This window comes from Micromonospora sp. NPDC005291, assembly GCF_040607415.1.
GTDB lineage: Bacteria > Actinomycetota > Actinomycetes > Mycobacteriales > Micromonosporaceae > Micromonospora.
In genome coordinates, this window is sequence record NZ_JBEXGR010000001.1 from 1 (window position 1) to 21,119 (window position 21,119).

General features: G+C 69.1%; 17 protein-coding genes. 10 read left to right on the forward strand and 7 right to left on the reverse strand.

The window, feature by feature from the left end:
- Positions 1–624 precede the first annotated feature (624 nt).
- Entirely contained in the window at positions 625–1,623 is a 999-nt protein-coding gene (locus ABZT18_RS00005) for a PaaX family transcriptional regulator C-terminal domain-containing protein (RefSeq protein ID WP_354993580.1), read from the reverse strand.
- 276 nt (positions 1,624–1,899) lie between these two features.
- Between ABZT18_RS00005 and ABZT18_RS00010 the strand changes: the two genes are divergently transcribed.
- Positions 1,900–3,258 carry a PHB depolymerase family esterase gene (locus tag ABZT18_RS00010; protein ID WP_354993579.1) on the forward strand — a complete coding sequence of 453 codons (1,359 nt, stop codon included), beginning with the start codon at positions 1,900–1,902 and terminating at the stop codon, positions 3,256–3,258.
- A 137-nt stretch (positions 3,259–3,395) separates the two neighbouring features.
- On the opposite strand, the gene ABZT18_RS00015 is transcribed toward ABZT18_RS00010, so the two are convergent.
- Together ABZT18_RS00015 and ABZT18_RS00020 are read right to left on the reverse strand one after the other, a co-directional pair.
- Positions 3,396–4,964, reverse strand: a complete 1,569-nt coding sequence (locus ABZT18_RS00015; RefSeq protein ID WP_354993578.1) for an arabinofuranosidase catalytic domain-containing protein — start codon at positions 4,962–4,964, stop codon at positions 3,396–3,398.
- A gap of 100 nt (positions 4,965–5,064) precedes the next feature.
- Entirely contained in the window at positions 5,065–6,900 is a 1,836-nt protein-coding gene (locus ABZT18_RS00020) for an RICIN domain-containing protein (protein WP_354993577.1), read from the reverse strand.
- Positions 6,901–7,199: 299 nt separating this feature from the next.
- Here ABZT18_RS00020 and ABZT18_RS00025 point away from each other — a divergent pair, with 299 nt between their 5' ends.
- The 4 genes from ABZT18_RS00025 to ABZT18_RS00040 are packed head-to-tail and all read left to right on the forward strand — an operon-like array spanning position 7,200 to position 11,994.
- Positions 7,200–8,438, forward strand: coding sequence for an extracellular solute-binding protein (locus ABZT18_RS00025; protein WP_354993576.1), 1,239 nt, complete (start codon positions 7,200–7,202; stop codon positions 8,436–8,438).
- Positions 8,439–8,456: 18 nt separating this feature from the next.
- Positions 8,457–9,428 carry a sugar ABC transporter permease gene (locus ABZT18_RS00030; RefSeq protein ID WP_354993575.1) on the forward strand — a complete coding sequence of 324 codons (972 nt, stop codon included), beginning with the start codon at positions 8,457–8,459 and terminating at the stop codon, positions 9,426–9,428.
- Complete coding sequence (locus ABZT18_RS00035) at positions 9,425–10,249, forward strand: carbohydrate ABC transporter permease (protein ID WP_354993574.1); 825 nt, start codon at positions 9,425–9,427, stop codon at positions 10,247–10,249. Before ABZT18_RS00030 ends, ABZT18_RS00035 begins: the two co-directional genes overlap by 4 nt.
- Positions 10,250–10,281: 32 nt before the next feature.
- On the forward strand, positions 10,282–11,994 hold the full coding sequence (locus ABZT18_RS00040; RefSeq protein ID WP_354993573.1) for a trehalase family glycosidase: 1,713 nt from the start codon (positions 10,282–10,284) through the stop codon (positions 11,992–11,994).
- Positions 11,995–12,043: 49 nt separating this feature from the next.
- On the opposite strand, the gene ABZT18_RS00045 is transcribed toward ABZT18_RS00040, so the two are convergent.
- Positions 12,044–13,057 (reverse strand): LacI family DNA-binding transcriptional regulator, encoded by a 1,014-nt coding sequence (locus ABZT18_RS00045; protein WP_354993572.1) that lies wholly within the window; start codon positions 13,055–13,057, stop codon positions 12,044–12,046.
- A gap of 216 nt (positions 13,058–13,273) precedes the next feature.
- Between ABZT18_RS00045 and ABZT18_RS00050 the strand changes: the two genes are divergently transcribed.
- Positions 13,274–13,723, forward strand: a complete 450-nt coding sequence (locus ABZT18_RS00050) for a hypothetical protein (RefSeq protein ID WP_354993571.1) — start codon at positions 13,274–13,276, stop codon at positions 13,721–13,723.
- 142 nt (positions 13,724–13,865) lie between these two features.
- Complete coding sequence (locus tag ABZT18_RS00055) at positions 13,866–14,816, forward strand: hypothetical protein (protein WP_354993570.1); 951 nt, start codon at positions 13,866–13,868, stop codon at positions 14,814–14,816.
- A gap of 3 nt (positions 14,817–14,819) precedes the next feature.
- Here ABZT18_RS00055 and ABZT18_RS00060 read toward each other — a convergent pair whose 3' ends face one another.
- From ABZT18_RS00060 to ABZT18_RS00070, 3 genes are all read right to left on the reverse strand, one after another.
- The gene (locus ABZT18_RS00060; RefSeq protein WP_354993569.1) at positions 14,820–15,761 is read right to left on the reverse strand and encodes a helix-turn-helix domain-containing protein; all 942 of its coding nucleotides are present in this window, start codon (positions 15,759–15,761) and stop codon (positions 14,820–14,822) included.
- 17 nt (positions 15,762–15,778) lie between these two features.
- Positions 15,779–16,210 (reverse strand): DUF6010 family protein, encoded by a 432-nt coding sequence (locus ABZT18_RS00065; RefSeq protein WP_354993568.1) that lies wholly within the window; start codon positions 16,208–16,210, stop codon positions 15,779–15,781.
- 136 nt (positions 16,211–16,346) lie between these two features.
- Complete coding sequence (locus ABZT18_RS00070) at positions 16,347–17,270, reverse strand: NmrA/HSCARG family protein (RefSeq protein WP_354993567.1); 924 nt, start codon at positions 17,268–17,270, stop codon at positions 16,347–16,349.
- Positions 17,271–17,374: 104 nt separating this feature from the next.
- On the opposite strand from ABZT18_RS00070, the gene ABZT18_RS00075 reads away from it, so the two are divergent.
- From ABZT18_RS00075 to ABZT18_RS00085, 3 genes are all read left to right on the forward strand, one after another.
- Positions 17,375–17,944: a TetR/AcrR family transcriptional regulator gene (locus ABZT18_RS00075; RefSeq protein WP_354993566.1), complete on the forward strand. Its 570-nt coding sequence runs from the start codon at positions 17,375–17,377 to the stop codon at positions 17,942–17,944.
- An 86-nt stretch (positions 17,945–18,030) separates the two neighbouring features.
- The gene (locus ABZT18_RS00080; RefSeq protein ID WP_354993565.1) at positions 18,031–19,371 is read left to right on the forward strand and encodes an MFS transporter; all 1,341 of its coding nucleotides are present in this window, start codon (positions 18,031–18,033) and stop codon (positions 19,369–19,371) included.
- Positions 19,368–21,119: a sugar-binding domain-containing protein gene (locus ABZT18_RS00085; protein ID WP_354993564.1), complete on the forward strand. Its 1,752-nt coding sequence runs from the start codon at positions 19,368–19,370 to the stop codon at positions 21,117–21,119. Before ABZT18_RS00080 ends, ABZT18_RS00085 begins: the two co-directional genes overlap by 4 nt.

Genomic DNA, 21,119 nt, shown 5'->3' on the forward strand with positions numbered 1-21,119 from the left:
ACGTACTGTCGGAAAGCTTGTTCGTCGCGACAGCAGCGCCGAAGTAACGACCCTTCTCGGCCGCCGACGCTCTCAGGGTCGTCCCGGCACTGGCCATGGGGGCCAGCGCCATCGTCATACCCGCGGTGAGGGCGACGGCGAGAGTCACCGTCGCTAGTAGAGCTCTTCTGGGTTTCATGTCGTCCTTCTCAGTGGTTGCATCGGTGGTGGTGATGTGCCACTTCGCTCAGGACAAACCGTCCGGGACGGCGCGCAGTCCGACAGGCTGTCGCCAGCAACTGCCGAGAGTCCTGAGGTGACGTCCGCATGCCCTGGGGGACGTCGTGATCCGAGGTACGACGACCTGCGGGGCTCGCCCGGTGAGCCGTCTGCCGTCGTCCTGCACATCGAGAGTGAGCGATAACATGCCGTTCGTCAAGACGTAACGAACCGTTCACGCCAGTCCCCCGGAACACGTCGTTTCACCCGAGGCGGACCTCGCCCACCACATGCCTCCACCCCGCCGCGCTACCAGCGGGCAAGCCCAGCGACTCGACAGCCGGGGGTGCACATGACGGTGGTCCTGTTATCGCTCACAGCCGGTGGGCGAGGACAGTCGTACCGGCGAGCGGGAGCGCGCGGCCGTCAACCTGCCGACCTGCCCTCAGCGGGGTTCGCCCGACTCGCGTTGGCGCTCACCCCCGCGATGATCTCGGCCGTGGTGTGGGCCTGGATGCCGGGCTCCGCGCCGTCGGTGAAACGCGCGACGACCGCCCGGACGTGTCGTTCGGCGGGTGCGCCGAGGCCGTCGTAGACGGCCTCGAACAACTCCCGTGCCGGCCGCCTGAGCCATCCTTCCGGGAGGAGTTCCACGGGTAACTGAGGATCGAGGACGGGAAAGCGCCGGAAGGTATCCATGATCTCGGTACGAGCCCGCACCGCGGCTGCACCGTCGACCTGTCCGGACACCACCCGGGGCAACAACGGTGTCCAACGCCGGAGGAATGCCTCGTAGCTGCGGCTGATCGCCTCGATGTCCCAGGCCTCGATCGGGGCACGGTGGCTGGTCGAGTCGAGCGCGCTCTGCTGTCCGCGAAACACCGTGACGGCACCGAGGGTGAGCTGGTCGAGCTGCGCCCGAGCCGGAGGGGTCAGCTCGTGCGGCGAGATCCACAGCCCGTCGTACAACGGCGCGTATCCGAGCCACCGGAGCTGAGCGCGCAGGGCCCGTCGCTGCGTGCTCCGGTCCTGGGGCAGCGAGAAGGCGACGATCGTCCAGCACCCGTCCCACCGCGCCGTCGAGGTGGTGGAGACGAGGATCCAGTTGCCCCCGGCGGAGAGGTTGGCGGCGGCGGCGCGGCTGAGCCGGTAGGAACTGCGCCGTCCCAGTCGGCTGCCCTCCAGTACGCCACGGCGGGCCAGCCGGCTGATCGCGGTACGCGCGCCGGCCGTCGTCACCCCGGTCTCCGCCAGCAGGGCGACGATGGCGGCGGACGGGAGGGCGGCACGGGTCCGCAGGGTGTAGTCCGCCAGCAGGGTCACGGCGACGCCCTGGGGCGAGTTGCCGATCTGCCGCCGGGGCAGCCGGAGTGGGTGGTCTCCGTCGTCCGGATATATCTCGTCGATGTCGAACGGGCTTGCCACAAGCGCTCCGTGCTCTTCAGGGACGGTGTGACGACTGTAGACGGACCGCCGACGAGCCGGTCTCGTCGCGGCAGACGACATCGACGGCCAATAGAGTGACATCGATTGACACTTGTCTGGACGGAGGGAACACTAACTGCTACGTGATGCCATCCGGAGCCGGTCAGGGCGAGCCACAGGCAGCGGGCATGGCGCGGTCACAGCGGGAGTCGGGCGCACCCGCGGACGGATCGCGCGGCCAATCCCACCTGCACAGGTAATCGAAGGAGTCGTCCGTTGAGAATCAGAAGGAAACTGCTGCTCGCCCTGGCCGCGTCGCTGGTGGCGGCCGGCCTGGTGGTCCCCGCGTTCCAGCCCGCGTACGCGGCGTCGCTGACCGAGGTGACCAGCTTCGGCGACAACCCGGGCCGGATGCGGATGCACGTCTACGTGCCGGACAACCGCCCGGCCAAGCCGGCGACTGTGGTGGCCATGCACGGTTGCGGCGGGTCGGGCCCCGGCTTCTACTCCGGTAGCGAGTTCGCCAGCCTGGCCGACCGGTATGGATTCATCGTGATCTACCCGTCCGCGACCCAGCAGGCCGGGTTCGGCAACTGCTTCGACGTCTGGTCGGACGCCGCCAAGCGCCGTGGCGGCGGCAGCGACCCCGTGTCGATCGTCTCCATGGTCCAACACGTTCAGCGGCAGTACGCCGCCGACCCCGACCGGGTCTACGCCACCGGCAGTTCCTCCGGCGGCATGATGACCAATCACATGCTCGCGCTCTATCCCGACCTGTTCAAGGCCGGTGCGGCATTCATGGGGGTGCCCTACAACTGCTTCGCAGGCGCGGCGGACTTCCCACCCACCAGCAGCCAGTGCACCGGTGGCAACATGAACCGCACCCCACAGCAGTGGGGCGACGCGGTGCGCCAGGTCAATCCCGGTTACTCCGGCCCCCGTCCACGCGTGCAGTTGTGGCACGGCACCAACGACACGCTCGTGCCGTACTCGTTGTTGCAGGAGTCGATCGAGCAGTGGACCAACGTGTTCGGGCTGAGCCAGACACCCACCTCCACCGACACTCCCCAGGCAAACTGGAACCGGCGCAGGTACGCCGACACCAACGGCACTGTTCAGGTCGAGGCGTACAGCATCCAGGGCGCCGGGCACAGCCTGCCCGGCAGCGGCATGGCCGCGGCCGCCATCCAGTTCTTCGGCCTGTCCAACCCGACGACGCCGCCGCCCAACCCGACCACCCCGCCGCCCAACCCGACCACCCCGCCGCCGAACCCGACGACGCCGCCGCCCAACCCGACCACTCCGCCGCCAAGCACCGGCACCTGCGGCGTGACCATCGCCGTCAACGCCTGGAACACCGGTCTGACCGAGAACATCACCGTCACCAACAACGGCACCGCTGCCATCAACGGCTGGTCCCTGGTCTTCACCCTGCCCTCGGGCCAGACCATCACCTCGGGCTGGAACGCCTCCTACTCTCCGAACTCCGGGCAGGTGACGGCCAGGAACGTCGCCTACAACGCCGGTATCCCCGCCAGAGGATCGGTGACCATCGGCTTCCAGGCCACGCATTCCGGTAACACGGCCAAGCCGAGCTCGTTCGCCCTCAACGGCGTGTCCTGCTCGGTGGCCTGACACCGAGCGGTACTCCGGGGATGGCCACGCCGCACGTACATCCTCGGAGTGCCGGCGCCTGTTGGCCTCGACGAGAGCGTGCGCCGGCCACCACAGGATGGTGGCCGGCGCACGAGGTGTTCAGCCACCGGCCCGGGTCAGCGGTAGCCGGCGGTCACCACGTTGGCCTGCACCGCGTTCTCGACCGCGTCGGACGGATAGCCGGTGACCATGGCCCCCTCGTAGAAGGTGCCGGCGCTCAGGTTCGCGCCACCGTCGGGCTTGCAGCAGTCACCGCCACTGCCCAGGATGATCGCGCCCTGCTTCTTCATCGGGCTGTATCCCGGCGGGAGCGAGCCGTCCCACAGTGTGTAGAGGCTGCCGGACTGGGCGTTGCTGCCCTTGATGGCGAAGCGGCTCGTGCCGTTGTTCTTCAGCGTCGCGGTGACGAACTTGCTGGTGAAGGAGCGCTGGTTCGGGTTCCAGGTCTGGCTGCCGCCGGGGAAGAGGCCCCACTCAAGGTCCGCCTGCACCCAGGGGCCGGAGCCGGAGCAGCCGCCGAACCAGCACTGCGTACCGAAGTTGATGGCGTCCATCGCTCCGGCGGCGTCGGCCTTCCTCGTCGTCTCGCTGTTGCCATAGTCGAAGCAGCAGCCGTTGTTGACGTGGGTGCCGCTGGTGACCATGTACATGCCCTCGGGAGCGGCACCGGTCGGCACTCCGGTGAGGTGCCCGTCCCGCCAGTAGCTGTTACCAGGGTTGATGTAGAGCGAGTACGCCTTCGCGCCTCCCACGGTCAGAGACTCCGACGTCGCTACCGAGGGCCTGCTCTGCGGGCTGCCCGGAACCACGCTCGACCCCTGGTACCAGAGGTCGTTCCCACGCCCGGACTGGTCGAAGACGACCGTGATCACGCAGGTCGTACCGGAGCAGAACGAGTCCTGTGTCGCCGCGTTGGCGGTGCCGCCCGCGCCGGACAGCCCGATGGTGCGGGTCGTGTTGTCCGACGAGCGTCGGACCTGGTAAAGGTTGCCGGCGTACGCCGCATAGAGTGCCCGCGTCGTGCTGTGCGCCGCTATGCACGGAGTGCCGCCGGAGGCGTAGATGTCGCACGGGCGCGTACCGGTCGGCGGCGGGGTGGTCGGCGAGGTCCACTGCTGGTTCGTGCCGCCGTGGCAGGCCCACAGATGGATCTTGGTGCCGTTCGCGGTGCCGTAGGCGCTGGCGTCGAGGCACAGCCCGGAGTGCACACCGGTGATGGTGCCGTTGCTGTTGACGTTCCACTGCTGGTTGGTCTGGCCGTTGCAGTCCCAGATGATCGCCAGCGTGCCGTTGGCGGAGCCCTGGCCGGAGGCGTCCAGGCACTTGTTGCCGTACACCGTGAGCTGCTTGCCCGAGGTCCAGGTCCAGGTCTGGCCGGCGCCACCGTTGCAGTCCCACAGTTGCGTCTGGGTGCCGTTGACGGTGCTGGAGTTGGGGACCTCGAGGCAGCGACCGGATGGCGTACCGACGATCGGGGCGCTCTGCCCCGGCACGATGGCGGCCGCCGACAACGGTGCCGCAGCGGCGGCGGCCTCGGCGGCGGGAGGCGGGGTAGCGGATGCGGCGCCGACGCCGACGAGTACGCCGACCAGCGCGCCAGCCAGGAGGGTCAGACGTCGGACGCGATGGCGTCTCGGGATGAGTTCGCGGGCCATTCCTGGCCCAGTGCGGGACGGAGTTCGCACGAGGTGGCTCCTCGAAGGTGATGTCGATAGATGGGATTGCGGTGGGGAACCTGGTGCGGGCGGTCGGGCGAACGGCCAGCGCCAGGTTCCCTGGTGACGACTAACGCCCCAGGACCCGCCACGTCTGGTTCAACGGGCTGCCCTGGCTGGTCGCGTTGCACGTCCACTGGTGGATCGGGGCACCGGCGGCTGTGGAGATCGTGCTGACGTCGACACACTTGCCGCTGTGCCGGGCGACGAGCTGGTAGTCGTGCGAGTCGTTGCCCCCGTAGGTCACCTTGCGGAGGGTGAACTGCTGGTTGAGGCCGTTGAGGCAGGTCCACTGGTGCACGGCCGCGCCGTCCGCGGTGGACACGCCGTTGACGTCGAGGCACTTGCCGCTCTGCTGGTTGACCACCGTGTACGTGTTGGCCACGCCAGCGACCGGGCGGAAGTTCCAGAGCTGCTGGTCACCGCCGTCGCAGTAGTTCTGCTGTTGGACGTTGCCGTCGGCGGTGCTCAGACCGGCGTTGTTCAGGCACTGCTGGGAGTGCTGGGCCACCGCCACCGACTGGAAGCTGCCGTCCGACGGGGGCAGCAGGGTGACGGTGTAGGTGTCGGTCTGGTTGGTGTACGGCAGGGTCACGGTGACGTTGTTGTTGGACACGTTCACCACGCTGTTCGAGACCGTGATCGGCCCCTGCACGGCGCCGCCGTTGTTGTGCGGGATGCGTTGGGTGAGGACACGGACCTGGTTGTTCTGCACGATGCCGCTGGTCGTGTCCAGGCGTTGCAGGTTGACGGTCAGGTTCCCGGTGGTACGGCCACCACCGACCAGGACCTTCGCCGTGCCGGTCGTCTTCGTGGCGTATGCGTCGTACGACTGGCTGGCGGTCACCGCGGCGATCTGCCCGGTCTGGGAGGCGTAGTAGCGGTAGTTCCACCACTCACCCTTGGGCTGGTGCTGTCCGGCCGAGTTGCGGATCAGCAGATTGCCGAGGTCGTTGTGCAGGCTGCCGCCGCTGGCCCAGTTCGCCCGTAGGCCGTCCGCCCGAGCCCGCTCCAGACGCGCGATGTACCAGGCGCCGTCGGCCGGGTTCTGCTCCTCGGGTGAGCCGTACTCATTGATCTGGTACGGACGCGGGTGGGCGATGCCGCGCGGGTCGAGGGTGGCGTTGGCGGCGGCGACGTTCGCGACCGGGTCACCCGGCAGCGAGTGCCAGCTGATGATGTCCGGCACCGTGTTGGTCGAGCGGACGAAGTCCAGGTACTGGTTCCAGAAGGTGTGCGTGGTCGACGGTACGCAGGCACAGCTCGGGCCGACGATGAGCTGGTTGGGGAACTCCGCCCGGATGCGCTGGTGGGTCCGGCGCCACAGTTCGAGGTACTGGGAGATCGGGCGGTTCCAGAAGATGGTGATGTTGGGTTCGTTCCAGATGTCCCACTGCACCGACAGTCCGGACGCCCGGACGTCGTTGATGAGGCGGGTCAGGAAGTTGTCGTAGTCGGTCCAGTTGCCGTTGTCGCCGGGGAAGCGGGAGATGCCGGCACCGTCCGCGCCCCACAGGTCGTGCGGCAGCAGGATGAACTGACCGCCGAGAGCGGTGGTCCGTCGCGCCTGGGCAAGGGTGGAGTTCCAGCGGCGGTCGTAGCTTCCGCCGACCCAGCCACTCCCCGGGAGCTGCGCCCCGCCGGCGCGCATGTACTGGAACTTGACGTCTCGATAGAAGTGGTCAGCGGGACCGTTGGCGTTCTCGGTCATGCCGTAGATCCAGCCGGAAGCGCGGTAGGTCGGCGTACCGCTGGTCGTGGAGAAGTTGACACTGATCGACTCGTCGGCGGCCTGGGCCGGGGGCGGAACGACGGTTACGGCAGCAGCGGCGGCGAGCAGGCCGACCACGAGTCGGGCGACGAACGCACCGGCTCGTCCTGACCTGCCGCGGGACGGGGTTTTCACGGGCGGCTCCTTGGTGGGGCGTGGGGGACGCTCTCCGGAGGGCTGCGCTTGCGAATCGATTCGCACGGATCTTAGGACCGGACACTGAACCATGTCAATGAAGTGAAGACGCGATGAAGGCGGTGTTTCCCGGCGCCGCTCTCCGCGCATCCGACCATCCCTTGACCCTCGGCCATGGACCGACCTATCTTCGTGCGAACCGGTTCGTCGAATCGATTCGCCTCATGATCGGACTGCTTCCGACCCGCGACGGTCACCCGCACCTCCCACCTGACGATCGACTTGAAGTGAGGCACCACATGACAGGACTCAGCCGTCGGCGGCGCCTGGCCGCCGTCGTCGTGATAGCGCTCGCCGCAGCGGCAGGCAGCGCCTGCTCGTCGTCCGCCGACAGCCCCACCGGTGGCGGCGCCTACCTCGTCTGGGACCCGTATCCCCAGTTCGCCGACGACTCCGAGTGGGTCGCTCTGCTCAAGAAGTGCGGCACCTCCGCAGGGGTGACGGTCGAGCGGACCGGCTACGACACCACCGACCTGACCAACAAGGCGCTGCTCGCCGCCCAGCAGAGCAACTCGCCGGACGTGCTGATCGTCGACAACCCGGTCATCTCGACACTGGCCGAGGCCGGCGCCCTCACCACCACCGACGACAACAAGCTGGACGTCTCGGCCATGGCGCCGAACCTGCTCGGCGCTGGCCAGAGCGAGGGAAAGACGTACGGGGTGCCGATCGGGGCGAACACCCTCGCGCTCTACTACAACAAGGATCTGCTGACCGCCGCCGGCGTCGATCCCGCCGCCGTCAAGGACTGGACGTCACTGACCGCGGCGCTGACCAAGGTCAAGGCCAAGGGAAAGAAGGGCATCACCTTCTCCGCGATCGGCACCGAGGAGGGCAGCTTCCAGTTCCTGCCCTGGTTCTGGGGATCGGGCGCCCAACTGACCAGTCTGGACTCACCGCAGGCGGTGTCCGCGCTGACGCTCTGGACGGACTGGCTCAAGCAGGGCCACGCCCCGAACTCGGTCATCAACAACACCCAGACCACGAGTTGGCAGGAGTTCGCCACCGGCGACTACGCGTTCGCCGAGAACGGCACCTGGCAGCTGGCCAACGCGGAGAAGCTCGGCTTCTCGTACGGCACCATCGCGATCCCGGCCAGCGCGGGCGGTCCGGCCCCGGCACCCACCGGCGGTGAGTTCGTCTCCATTCCGGTGCAGAAGAACACCGGCCGGTACGAAACGTCGCAGAAACTCGTCGCCTGTCTGACCAGTGCCGACAACCTCCTCACCACCGACACCACACTCTCCTACGTCGCACCCGTCGCCGCCGTCCAGGATCGGCAGGCGGCTGCGGACCCCAAGCTTGCGGTCTGGGTCGAGGCGGTCCGGGCAGCGAAGGGCCGCACCGGTGACAACCTCGGCACGAAGTACCCGAAGATTTCCGAATCCCTGTGGACCGCGGTGCAGGCAGCCCTCAGCGGTGGGAAGTCGCCGCGCGAGGCGCTGACCGCCGCGCAGGCCGCGGCCACGACCAGGTAAGGGCGCCGAACCCACACCATGCCCCCCACGAGACAGACCTCCACCGTCGCACAAGACCAGGGTGGGGTGGCCGTCGCCGCCCCACCCGGGCCTCCCCCGTCCCGCGTCCGCCAGCCCAGCCGATGGGTGGCGTGGGGCTTCCTGGCACCGGTGACCGTCTACCTGGCGGCCTTCTACGCCTACCCGCTCTACCGCAATGTCGAGTTGAGCCTGCGCGAGTACACCGTCCGCTCGTTCGTGCAGGGCGGCGCGCCCTTCGCTGGCCTCGACAACTACCGGACGGTCCTGACCGACCCGGCCTTCGGGCCGACGCTGGCGCACACCCTGGTCTTCACCGCCGCGTCACTCGCCTTCCAGTTCACCATCGGCATGGGCCTGGCGCTCTTCTTCCACCAGCACTTCCCGCTGTCGCGCACGCTGCGGGCGTTGATCCTCGTACCGTGGCTGCTGCCACTGATCGTCTCGGCGTCGACCTGGTCGTGGCTGCTCAACAGCGACTCCGGGCTGGTCAACGCCGCGCTCGGCGTCATCGGCATCGGCCAGGTCAACTGGCTCACCTCGCCGGGCTGGTCACTCACCTCGGTGATCATCGCGAACGTCTGGATCGGCATCCCGTTCAACCTGGTGGTGCTGTACAGCGGCCTGCAGGCGATCCCGACCGAGATGTACGAGGCGTCCGCGCTCGACGGCGCGTCGAGCTGGCAACGGTTCTGGTCGATAACGTTTCCGCTGCTGCGCCCCGTCTCGGCGATCACGCTGCTGCTGGGGTTGATCTACACGCTGAAGGTCTTCGACATCATCTGGATCATGACCAGGGGTGGCCCGACCGGCTCCTCTGCCACGCTCGCCACCTGGTCGTACCGCCTCGGCTTCGGCAACCTGCTGCCCGAGTTCGGGCCGGGAGCGGCCGTCGGCAACCTGCTCATCGTGCTGGCCCTGATCGCCGGGCTCGTCTACATCCGGCTCGAACGGAGGCGGCACCTACGATGACCACTCCAACGCCTCGGGCCTGGTGGAAGACCGGTATCGGCCTGGTGCTGACCGGGCTGATGCTCTTCCCCGTCTACTGGATGATCAACGTGTCGTTCACCCGGGACCAGGACATGCGGGCCAGTCCCCCGCACCTGATCCCGACCAACGGCACGTTGGACGGCTACCGGGCGGTGCTCGACCAGCAACTGCCCTACCTCGGCACCAGCTTCCTGGTCGGCCTCGGCACGGTGGCGCTGACCGTGGCGCTGGCCGCCCCCGCCGGATACGCGTTGGCGAAGCTCCGACCGCCCGGCGGCCGGGCGCTCAGCTTCGTGCTGCTGATCGCGCAGATGATCCCGGGGATCATCATGGCGATGGGCTTCTACGCCATCTATCTCCACCTCGGCGTCCTGAACACGCTGCCCGGCCTGATCCTGGCCGACACGACACTGGCGGTGCCGTTCGGCGTGTTGATCTTCACGGCCTTCATGTCGGGAATTCCCGACGAGCTGATCCAGGCTGCCGTGGTCGACGGCGCCGGTCGGCTGCGGACCTTCTGGTCGGTCGTGCTGCCGGTCAGCCGCAACTCGATCGTCACGGTGTCGCTGTTCGCGTTCCTCTGGTCCTGGTCGGACTTCATCTTCGCCTCGACCCTCGCCGGCGGGGGCGACCACCAGCCGATCACCATCGGCATCTACCACTACATCGGCAACAACAACCAGCAGTGGAACGCCATCATGGCCACCGCTGTCGTCGCCTCCATCCCTGCCGCCGTGCTGCTGGTCCTGGCCCAGCGGTACGTCTCGATGGGCGTGACCGCCGGCGCCGTCAAGGACTGACCACCCGCACCGCAGAAAGGCACCCGCCACCCATGACCGTCGCCCCGTCCGGTCCGGAGTTCCCCATCCAGGACATCCCGTTCAGCTACCGCGGATCCTGGTTCAACATCTCCCCGGTGGTAGCCGAGAAGACCTACGCCGACGATCTGCACCTGGTCTCACACCAGACCGGGCTGCACCCCGTACTGCGCCTCGCCCCCGCGGTCGCCGGCACCACGGTCGTCGCCACGCCCGCGCTGCTGACCTGGCGGAGTGGCAACGACCGGATCGAGGCCGTCTACGACGGGCCGGACACTCTGCGGATCCGCGGTCGGCGGCTCGGCCTGCGGGTAGCCGCAGCCGAGAACACCCTCACCCCGTTCAGTGGCACCTACCTGTATCTCGACCCGGCCGACGGGTCACATGTGTTCACCTCGTACGAGACCGGTCGCCGCTACCGGATCACGGTGCTCTCCGGTGCTCTCCAACGGACCGACGGCGTGGAGGCGCTCGGCACCGCTGACCGGTCACTGGACCTCGCCAGCGACCAACCCTGGGAAATCGCGATCGAGGAGTACGCCACCGCCCGCCGCCCGTACCCCGGATCCGCCACCTTCGACCAGTTGTGCCGCGACCGGACCGCCGAGTTCACCGCGTTCGTCGACGCGGTCGCGCCGTGGCGCGGTGCGGACACTCCGGCCGCCGAACTGGCCGCGTACGTCCTGTGGTCAGCCACCGTAGCCCCGGCGGGCTTCGTCACCCGGCCAGCCGTCCTCATGTCCAAGCACTGGATGGACAAGGTGTGGAGCTGGGACCACTGCTTCAACGCGATCGCCCTGGCAGCCGGCGAGCCGGAGCTGGCCTGGCATCAGTTCCAACTCCCCTTCGACCACCAGGACGAGGCCGGTGCCCTACCCGACTCGATCGCGCACTCCGAGGTCCTGCACAACTACGTCAAGCCCCCCATTCACGGCTGGGCCCTCCGGCACCTGCGCCGACGCCTCTCCCAGCCGCCGGACCGGACGGCGCTGGCGCAGACGTACGACCGGCTGGCCCGCTGGACCCGTTTCTGGCTCGACGCGCGCCGAGCGCCCGGCCACGATCTGCCCCATTACCAGCACGGCAACGACAGCGGCTGGGACAACGCGACCACCTTCGACGACGACCGGGTCCTCCAGACGGCCGACCTCGCCGCGTTCCTGGTCTCGCAGCTTCGTTGCCTGGCCGACCTCGCCGGCGAGCTGGGCGAGCCCGCCGACCAGTGGTCCCGGGAGGCCGACCGGATCTGCGGGGCCATGCTCCGGGACCTGTGGGACGGTGAACGTTTCACCGCTCGCAGCCCCCACACCGGGCAGCGGCGGGCGAGCCGAAGCCTGCTCGACCTGATGCCCGTCGCGCTCGGTGCCGACCTGCCCGCCCCGGTCGCCGCCGCACTGGCTCGGGGCGTCGAAACCCACCTGACCACGCACGGGCTGGCCACTGAGCCAACAGACTCGGCCCACTACGTAGCCGACGGCTACTGGCGTGGCCCGATCTGGGCACCCTCGACCGTCCTGGTCGAGGACGGCCTGCGGCGGGCCGGGCAGACCAGGATCGCCGACGACATCAGCCGCCGATTCCTCGCGCTGTGCGAGAAGTCCGGGTTCGCGGAGAACTTCGACGCCGAAACCGGCGCCGGGCTCAGGGATCGCGCGTACACCTGGACTGCCAGCAGCTACCTCATCCTCGCCGCCGCCCAGGAGGAACGGCGAGTCATAAGTGGGTAGACCGGCCTGGGCGGCCCGGCCCGGGTCTCGTTCCGGGCCCTCGCCCGGGTCAGCGGGACCAGACCGGACCGGTGCTGGAGCGCAACGAGATGGGCGGGTTGTACAGCCGGTGGCGGGGCACAGCGCCGGGCTCGGCGATGACCTCCAGCAGCAATGACACCGCCTCGGCGCCCATGTCGACCATCGGAACATCGGCCGCGGTCAACGGCGGGCGGAAATCCTCTGCCCAGTGCTGGGCGGCGACGCCGGTGACGGAGAAGTCGCGGGGCACGGCCAGCCCGGCGCCGGTCAAGGCGCGCTGCATTCCGGGCAGCGCGGCCTCGTTGATGGTGGCCACCGCCGTGACGTCCGGATGTGTCGCGAGCAGCTGTTCCACGCACGCCTCGCCGGAGGCCGTGTCGTCGCCGCAGCAGACCTCCACGCCCGTCAGGCCGCGCTCGGCCGCCGCCGCTCGGAAGCCCGCCAGCGCGCGGTGGCTGGGGCCGTAGCCCGCGGCCACCAACTCCGCGGAGCGGTTCACGAGAGCCACGTGCCGGTGCCCCAGGTCGGCCAGGTGGTGGACGCACCGGGCGATCAGCCCGGCGTAGTCGATGTCGATCCAGCTCATGCCGTGCGGTTCGGCGGTCCGCCCGATGGTGACGAACGGCAGACCGGCCTTGGTCAGCCGAGTCACCCGGTCGTCCTCCAACCGGATCTCCATCAGGACCACACCGTCCACCCGACGGCCGGTGACGATCCGCTCGAACGATCGGTCATGGTCGCCACCGGACGGCGACAGCAGCACATCGAGGTCATGGCGAGCGGCCGCCTCGACGACGCTGGCGACGAAGCCCAACTGCATGTCGGTCAACCGCTGACTCGCGGGAGGGATCACCAGCCCGAGGGTGCGGGTGCGCCCCTCCTTGAGAGCACGGGCGCTGGCATTCGGTCGGTAGTCCAGCTCGTCGATGACCGCCTGGATCCGCTGCCGGGTCGCCTCCGACACGGTCCGCTTACCGCTCAGCACGTAGGACACGGTGCTGCGGGACACCCCCGCCCGGCGGGCGATCTCCCCGATGTTCATGCACCGCCCCCGAATCGATCCTTGCCCCGACAGGGGGACGCGCCATGCTCGTTCACGAGCATAACCGGCCGGAATCTCGTGTCCGGGTCAGCGACGACCCCGCGGCCGTCACTTCCGATCAGGAATCGAGAAGCGCTCCGCGCGCCGCCGGGCCTAGCCTTTTCCCAGGTAGCCGGCAGCACGCCGGGCCTTTGAACGGCGAATAGGAGCCCAAGAATGTCCGCGAAGACCTCCACGACCGTGTCCGACGGCTTCAGTGCCGAGGAGCGCGCCGCGATGAAGGAGCGCACCGCCGAACTGCGCGCCGAGGGCAAGAAGGGCGCCAAGAAGGCCGACGGGTTGCAGGCGCTCCTCGACCGGATCGCGCAGATGGAGCCGGACGATCGCGCGCTCGCCGAGCGGGTGCACGTGACGGTCACCGCCGCCGCCCCAGAGCTGTTGCCGAAGACCTGGTACGGGATGCCCGCGTACACGAACGCCGACGGCAAGATCGTCGTCTTCTTCCAGGACTCCGGCAAGTTCAACTACCGGTACTCGACCCTGGGTTTCCAGGACACGGCCAACCTCGACGACGGAGACCTGTGGCCCGTGGCGTACGCGCTACAGCAGTGGAGCCCCACCGTGGAGAAGAAGGTCGTCGAGTTGGTGAAGGCCGCAATTTCCTGACTGTTGCGGTGACCGACGCGGAATGGCTCCGGTGGCGCAGGCTGGACCAGAGCCTGTCACCCGCAACGGCACTCGGCCGGGCAGCACGGATCGACCCTGAGGGCTACTGTGTGCCGCACCGTGACAGAGGGGGTGGGCCGCGGTGGGTCTCCGGCTGCGGCGCGTCGCGATGATGTTGCTCGGCGCGATACTGCTGGGCACGGTTGGCCTGAGCGTCGGGTCCTGGTACGGCGGACGCGGTGTCACACCACTCGGCGTGAAGCAGGCGCGGAACGTGGCGGCGGAACTGCTCCCGGATGCGGAGCCGTACGACTCGAACCAGATCGTGCATGGTATCCGCTGGGGCGTCGGCGTCGCGGCCGACGACCTTGGCTCGGGTCAGGTCAACTTCTCGTACCTCGACCGTGACGACTGCGCGCTCTCCGAGCGACTACAGCGCAACGCCGCGGCGCAACGGTGGCAGGGCCTCCGCCGCGAGCCGGGCTACCGGTGCGACGGATGGCGGGCCGAGCGGGATGGGCTGACGGTCACGCTCGACAACTTCCCGAGCGGGTCGAGGCTGACCGTCGCACCGGCCCCGCCCGACAGGTTCCTCGCCGTCACGATCGGTGCCACTGTTATGGGCGCCGCTGCCGGGGCGGTGTTGTTCTGGCTGCTGGCACGGCGACGTCCACCCGTACCCCTGTTGGTCGGCACCCTCGTGACGGTCGGCCTGCTTCCCGGCGTCGCCCTGACCTGGTGGGGCCTGGACATCAACCGCCTCACCGAGCCGGTGTGGCCCGTCTGGCCGGCGCTCGCTCCCCTGCTGCTGCCGCTCTGGCTCGTGCTCCTGGCGGTGGGCGTGTTCGCCGTCCCGAGACGACAGCACCGGCCCGAGGCCGGCACCGGCGCTGCCGACGCGAGTGCTGAGGCGGCACCAACGGCGCTGCCGCCTGCTCGCGGCGACACCCGAACCGTCGTGGTCGTCACTGTCGCGTGCGTCCTGATTCCGCTGGTGCTTGTTGTCGCCCTGGTCTTCCTGTTCCTTCGCGCCCAGCCCGATCGTGCGGCACTGCAAGCTCCTGCCTCGGCCCTCATCGTCATGGTCCGCTGACCGTCAGGCGCTGCGGAAGGCACGGCGGTAGGCCTGCGGGCTGGTGCCCGTGACGAGTTTGAAGCGGTCCCGGAAGGCGGTGGTGGAGCCGAACCCGACCTGGGCCGCGACGCGGTCGATGGGATGAGCGGTGGCTTCCAGGAGGCGCTGCGCCTGGTGGACGCGCACGCGGTGCAGCCACTGCAAAGGGGTGGAGCCGATCTGGTCGCGAAAGCGGCGGTTCAGGGTGCGGATGCTCATGCCGGCGTGACGAGCGATGTCGGTGAGGGTCAGCTCGCGGTGGGCGTTGTCACGCATCCACGCCACGAGGGGCTCCAGCGTGGTCCCGTCGGGGGTGGGCGGCTCGTGCACGATGAACTGCGCCTGCCCGCCAGCGCGTTCCAACGGCATGACCGACAGGCGGGCCGCGTCGGCTGCCACCGTGGCGCCGTAGTCGCGTCGGATCATGTGCAGACACAGGTCGAGCCCGGCGGCGGCGCCGGCGGAGGTCAGAAGCTGGCCGTTGTCGACGTAGAGGACGTTCGGGTCGACCTGAATCTGTGGGTACTGGGCGGCGAACTGGTCGGTGGCGATCCAGTGGGTGGTGGCGCGCAGTCCGTCGAGGAGGCCGGCGGCGGCGAGGGTGAACGCGCCGCCGCAGATGGAGGCGATGCGGGTGCCGTTGGCCGCGGCGGTCCGCAGCGCGTCGAGAACCTCGGCGGGGGCTGCCGCGTCGGGGTCGGCGACACCCGGCACGATGATCGTGTCGGCGTCGTCGAGGATGTCCAGTCCCCACGGCACTGCGATGCTGAACGCGCCGGTGGTGACGTTCGGCGTCGCCGCGCAGATCCGGACCCGGTAACCGGCCTGGCCATCGGGCAGACGGGTGCGCTGGAACACCTCCATCGGCGTGGCGAGATCGAACGGGACGACGCTGTCGAGGGCGAGCACGGCCACGGTGTGCATCGCTGAAATCTAGCCAGTTATGCCTCTACGGTGACGGGTGGCGTGGGTCTGCCCGCCTCGGTCGTACGGCGGCGGGTGAGCCGGCGGTACACGTCGCTGATCGACAGCCCGCCCGCGAAGCACCACAGGGCGATGACGGGATCGCAGATGGCGCAGCCGAACGACGAGTCGTGCACCGACGGAATGAGCGGGGTGCCGCGGCGGTGGTGCAGGACGTCCCAGGCGGTGTGCAGCAGCCATCCGATGCCGATGAAGGTGTAGGAGCTGAGCCCGGCGTAACCGACCACCACCAGCACGGCACAGAAGGCCAGCTCCCACAGACCGAATCCGCCGCCGCTGATGTAGGCGGCGCCAGCGCCGGTAACGATGAGCGCGTTCAGACGACGACGGTGCGGCTCGGGAACAAAGGAGTTGAGCCCGACGTAGACCAACCCAATGACGACTGGCATGACATAACGAAGCACGATTTCAGCCCTGTCACCTCTGCGGAAGTGCGGTTTCGAAAGGCAGCCTAAGCAGGGGAAACCCCGGGAGCGAGAGGCGAAAGTGCCACACCCCAACGGATTCCGGCCACGGCAGGCGGAGTCAGGCGATGGGCCGCAGGCGCTGCGCCCATTCCTCGAAGGTCGTGAGCGGGATACCGAGGGCCCGCGCGTACTCCGGGCGGGCGGGTTGCCCGGCGACGTGCATGAATTCGTGGGAGGTGACCGCCCACACCGGCATACCGGCGGCGACGGCCTCCTCCTCGGTCATGTCAGGCGCGGTGAGCGTGGTGCCCAGGGCACGCGAGAGGACTGCGGCGATGTCCGTCATCGTCAGGTAGTCGCTGGCCAGTTCCAGTTCGACTCTGTGGAACCGCCCCGGTGCGGCGATGGCCGCGGCGGCAGCGGTGCCGATGTCGTCGACCGCGACGAGGGAGATCCGGGTCTCGGGCTTCAGCACAGTGGCCAGGCCACCCTCGACGCCACGGGGAAGCAGGTAGGCCATGGAGGGCAGGAAGTTCTCCATGAAGGTGCCCGGCTTGATGATCGTCCAGTGCGTGAAGCCGGCCTCGCGTACCCGGTTCTGGATGCCGGCCTTGGCCCGGTAGTAGGGCTCCAAGGACGCCCAGCGACCTTCGGACCAGCCGGGAGCCTCGCTGTGCTGGCCCGCACCGGAGACGGACGTGTGCACGTACTGGGGCACACCGGCGGCCAGCGCGGCTTCGATCAGGTTGACGGCGTGGGTCAACTCGCCGTCGAAGTTGATTGCATCTTCGCTCATCGCGGGCATCTGCACCGAGAAGACGGCTCGGGCTCCTTCCGCTGCCCTACTCAGGGAGTCACGATCGTTCAGGTCGCCGGTGACCAGTTCGGCGCCGAGCGCCTCGACCGCCTTCGCCCGGTCGCTGCTGGGGTGGCGGACCAACGCCCGGACGGAGACGCCGGTCGCGAGCAGGGCCCGAGCGGTCGCACCGCCCTGCTTCCCGGTGGCGCCGGTGACCAGGACGGGTGCGGAATCGGTCGACATGAGCAGTCTCCTGTGGTGTGCGAGCACTAAACGGCGGGGTCCGCCGTTTTCCTTGAGCTAAGATACGGCGGACCCCGCCACTTAGCAAACTCCGAGGTGACGCCATGCCGGCCCTGCGTGCTGACGCCCAACGCAACTACGCGCGTCTGCTCACGGTCGCCGTGGCGGAGATCGCCGCGCACGGTGCGGACGCATCCCTGGAGCAGATCGCCCGCGCTGCGGGAGTGGGATCGGCAACCGCGCGCCGGCACTTTCCCAGCCGCCGCGCGTTGCTGGAGGCGGTCTTCCGGGAACGAGTCGAGACCCTGTGCGCTCTCGCCCGCGAGCTGACCGGCAGGGCCGACACCCGGGCCGCGCTTCTGGAGTGGCTGAGCGCCGTCACCACGTCCGCGTCGACGATCCGAGGACTGGCTGTCGCACTGAACCGCGACCTGGCGGCCGACGCCGACGCGGCGCAGGGAAGCTGTGCCTCGGCGCAGCTCACCGAGGCGGGCGACCCCCTGGTGCGCCGCGCCGTGCAGGATGGCGCAGTGGCACCGGGCGTGGCCATCACCGACCTGCTCACGCTGATCACCGGCATTGCCCTGGCAACGGAGCACCACCCGAACCCCGCCGCCGAAGCAGATCGACTGCTCGGCCTGACCGTGGCGGGGGTCAGTCCTCGACACGGTTGAGACAGCAGAACGGGCAGGCGGTTCGCATATATAGAATCCGTCTCACCTTCGGGCCGCCCCGGTCCGACTTCTCAGGAGGGTGCGCTGTGTCCGTACCCACCGTCACCGGCCCCCCGACGCTCTCCCCCGCCCGCGACGGCGAGCGGCTCGGCAGACGGGCCTGGACCTCGCTGGTGCTGCTCGGCTTCGTCGGCCAACTGGCCTGGACGGTCGAGAACATGTACCTCAACGTGTTCGTCTACGACACCATCACCGACGATCCCAACGCCATCGCCACCATGGTCGCGGCGAGCGCCCTGGCCGCCACCGTGGCCACGCTGCTCATCGGTGCGATCTCCGACCGGTCCGGCCGCCGCCGGGTCTTCATAGCCGTGGGCTACCTCGTGTGGGGTGTCAGCACCGCGGCGTTCGGCCTGCTCACCGTGGATGGCGTCGCTGCACTGGCACCAGCGGCCGACGCGGTGCTGTTGGCCGTGATCGCCGTGATCGCGCTGGACTGCCTGATGTCGTTTCTCGGCTCCGGCGCCAACGACGCAGGGTTCCAGGCCTGGGTGACGGACGTGACCAGGCCGGCGAACCGGGGCCGGGTGGAGTCGGTGCTGGCCGTGATGCCGCTGCTGGCCATGCTCGCCGTCTTCGGCGGCTTCGACGGTCTCACCCGGGCCGGCCAGTGGCGGACGTTCTTCCTGATCGTCGGCGTGATCATCGCTGCGGTCGGGGTGCTGGCCTGGTTCCTGGTACGCGACGAGCCCGTACCCGTCCGTCGTGGTGAGCGTCTGCTCAGCTCGGTGCTGCACGGACTGCGCCCTGCGGCCGTACGCGCCAACCCGGGGCTGTACCTGGCGCTGACCGCGTGGTCGATCTGGGGTGTGTCGACCCAGGTCTTCCTGCCATACCTGATCATCTACATCCAGCGCTACCTCGACATCGACGGCTATGCCCTCGTGCTCGGCGTGGTGCTGCTCGGCGCCTCCCTGGTGAGCGTCATCGTGGGCAGGTTCATCGACCGGGTGGGCCGGGTCAGCTTCCTCCTGCCCGCCGTCGGCGTGTACGCGGCCGGCCTGCTCGCGATGTACCTGGCGCGCGGCACGGGCCAGGTGATCGCCGCCGGGCTGCTCATGATGTCCGGGTTCATGTTGGTGCTGGCCCCGATCGGGGCGCTGGTACGGGACTTCTCACCACCGGAGCGCGCCGGCCACGTGCAGGGCCTGCGCATGATCTTCGCGATCCTGGTGCCGATGGTCGTCGGGCCCTACCTCGGCGCGGCGGTCATCACCGGCGCCGGTGAGACCTACACCGACCTGGGCGTTGTCAAGCAGGTGCCGACGCCGGGCATCTTCCTGGCCGCGCTGGCGGTGCTCGTCCTCATCCTCGTACCAGTCTTCACGCTGCGCCGCAGGCGGTACGGCTCGGCGGCGCGGACATGACCCGGCCGCTGCTGACCCCGTGGGGCGAGGCGCTCGACCCCGACCGCCCGTTGCCGGAGTATCCACGCCCGCAGATGGTCCGCGACAGCTACCTCAACCTCAACGGCCGCTGGCAGTACGCGATCACCGACAGCGGCCGGCAGCCGGACGGGTACGACGGCGAGATCATCGTGCCGTTCTCGCCGGAGACGCCGCTGTCGGGCGTCGGCCGGCAACTCCAACCAGGCCAGACGCTGTGGTACCAGCGGATGTTGCGACTGCCCGACGGGTTCCGGCCCGATCCGGCGGCGCGGGTGCTGCTGCACTTCGGAGCCGTCGACCAGACCTGCGAGGTTCTTGTCAACGGCATGCTGGTGGGCGGGCACACCGGCGGCTACCTGCCGTTCCACTGCGACATCACCGATGCGCTGCGCGACGGCGACAACATTCTGGTCGTCGCCGTACGGGACGACAGCGACACCGGCCACCACTCGCGCGGCAAACAGCGGCTCCGGCGCGGCGGGATCTGGTACAGCCCGCAGTCCGGGATCTGGCAGACCGTGTGGGTCGAGTGCGTGCCCGCGCTGCACGTACGACGACTCACCCTGACCCCACTGCTCGGCGAGGGTTGCGTCGACGTGACGGTCCACGCCGGCCCCGACGCACCCGACGCGACGGTGACGATCCTGGCCGGCGACGACGTCGTGGGCGTGGCGCAGGCACCTGCCGGACGGCCGGTACGCGTTCCGATCCCCGAAGCGCGGCGGTGGAGCCCCGAGGACCCGTACCTCTACGGTGTGACCGTGGACCTGGGCGGCGACCGGGTCCGCAGCTACGTCGGTATGCGCTCGTTCGGCGTCGGCCCCGGCCCGGACGGCACACCACGGCTGCTGCTCAACGGCGCGCCGTACTTCCACGCCGGCATCCTCGACCAGGGTTACTGGTCCGACGGCTGGTACACGGCTCCCTCCGACGAGGCGATGGTCCACGACATCGCGACCATGAAGCGGCTCGGCTTCACCATGCTCCGCAAGCACATCAAGATCGAACCAGCACGCTGGTACCACCACTGCGATCGCCTCGGCATGCTGGTCTGGCAGGACATGGTGAACGGCGGTGGTCGTTACCGGCCAGCGGTCGTCACCGCACCCGCGGTCAGCCCGCTCCGGCTCAACGACCGCCACCGGCGGTTGTTCGCCCGCGACGACGACGCCGGGCGTGAACAGTTCCGCGCCGAGTTGCACGACACCGTCGAGCACCTACGCAACGTCGTCAGCATCGCGGTGTGGGTGCCGTTCAACGAGGGCTGGGGCCAGTTCGACGCCGCCGCGATCGCCGCCGAACTCACCGCGCTGGATCCGACCCGCAGCGTCGACCACGCCAGCGGCTGGCACGACCAGGGCGGCGGCGACCTTCGCAGCCTGCACGTCTACTTCCGCCGCTTCCGCGTACCGCGGCGCCGCCGTGACCACCGCGTGCTGGTGTTGTCCGAGTACGGCGGCTACAGCCTCGCCGTCGGCGGGCACACCGCGACCGAACGCGAGTTCGGCTACCGCCGTTTCCGCGACGCGGCGTCGCTCGGCGCGGCTTTCCGCCGGCTGCACGCCGAGCAGATCGCCCCGGCGATCGCCAAGGGCTTGAGCGCCACCGTCTACACCCAACTGTCCGACGTCGAGGACGAGGTCAACGGTCTGCTCACCTACGACCGCCGGGTGCTCAAACTACCGGCCGAACTGGTGGTCGAGGTGAACCGCCAGCTCCGTCTCTGA

Bases quoted from the DNA above. Each gene is read 5' to 3' on its own strand.
- ABZT18_RS00070 (WP_354993567.1), bottom strand. From the start codon at position 17,270: ATGTCGACCGATTCCGCACCCGTCCTGGTCACCGGCGCCACCGGGAAG.
- ABZT18_RS00045 (WP_354993572.1), bottom strand. From the start codon at position 13,057: ATGAACATCGGGGAGATCGCCCGCCGGGCGGGGGTGTCCCGCAGCACC.
- ABZT18_RS00060 (WP_354993569.1), bottom strand. From the start codon at position 15,761: ATGCACACCGTGGCCGTGCTCGCCCTCGACAGCGTCGTCCCGTTCGAT.
- ABZT18_RS00050 (WP_354993571.1), top strand. From the start codon at position 13,274: ATGTCCGCGAAGACCTCCACGACCGTGTCCGACGGCTTCAGTGCCGAG.
- ABZT18_RS00085 (WP_354993564.1), top strand. From the start codon at position 19,368: ATGACCCGGCCGCTGCTGACCCCGTGGGGCGAGGCGCTCGACCCCGAC.
- ABZT18_RS00030 (WP_354993575.1), top strand. From the start codon at position 8,457: ATGCCCCCCACGAGACAGACCTCCACCGTCGCACAAGACCAGGGTGGG.
- ABZT18_RS00035 (WP_354993574.1), top strand. From the start codon at position 9,425: ATGACCACTCCAACGCCTCGGGCCTGGTGGAAGACCGGTATCGGCCTG.
- ABZT18_RS00025 (WP_354993576.1), top strand. From the start codon at position 7,200: ATGACAGGACTCAGCCGTCGGCGGCGCCTGGCCGCCGTCGTCGTGATA.
- ABZT18_RS00040 (WP_354993573.1), top strand. From the start codon at position 10,282: ATGACCGTCGCCCCGTCCGGTCCGGAGTTCCCCATCCAGGACATCCCG.
- ABZT18_RS00075 (WP_354993566.1), top strand. From the start codon at position 17,375: ATGCCGGCCCTGCGTGCTGACGCCCAACGCAACTACGCGCGTCTGCTC.
- ABZT18_RS00065 (WP_354993568.1), bottom strand. From the start codon at position 16,210: ATGCCAGTCGTCATTGGGTTGGTCTACGTCGGGCTCAACTCCTTTGTT.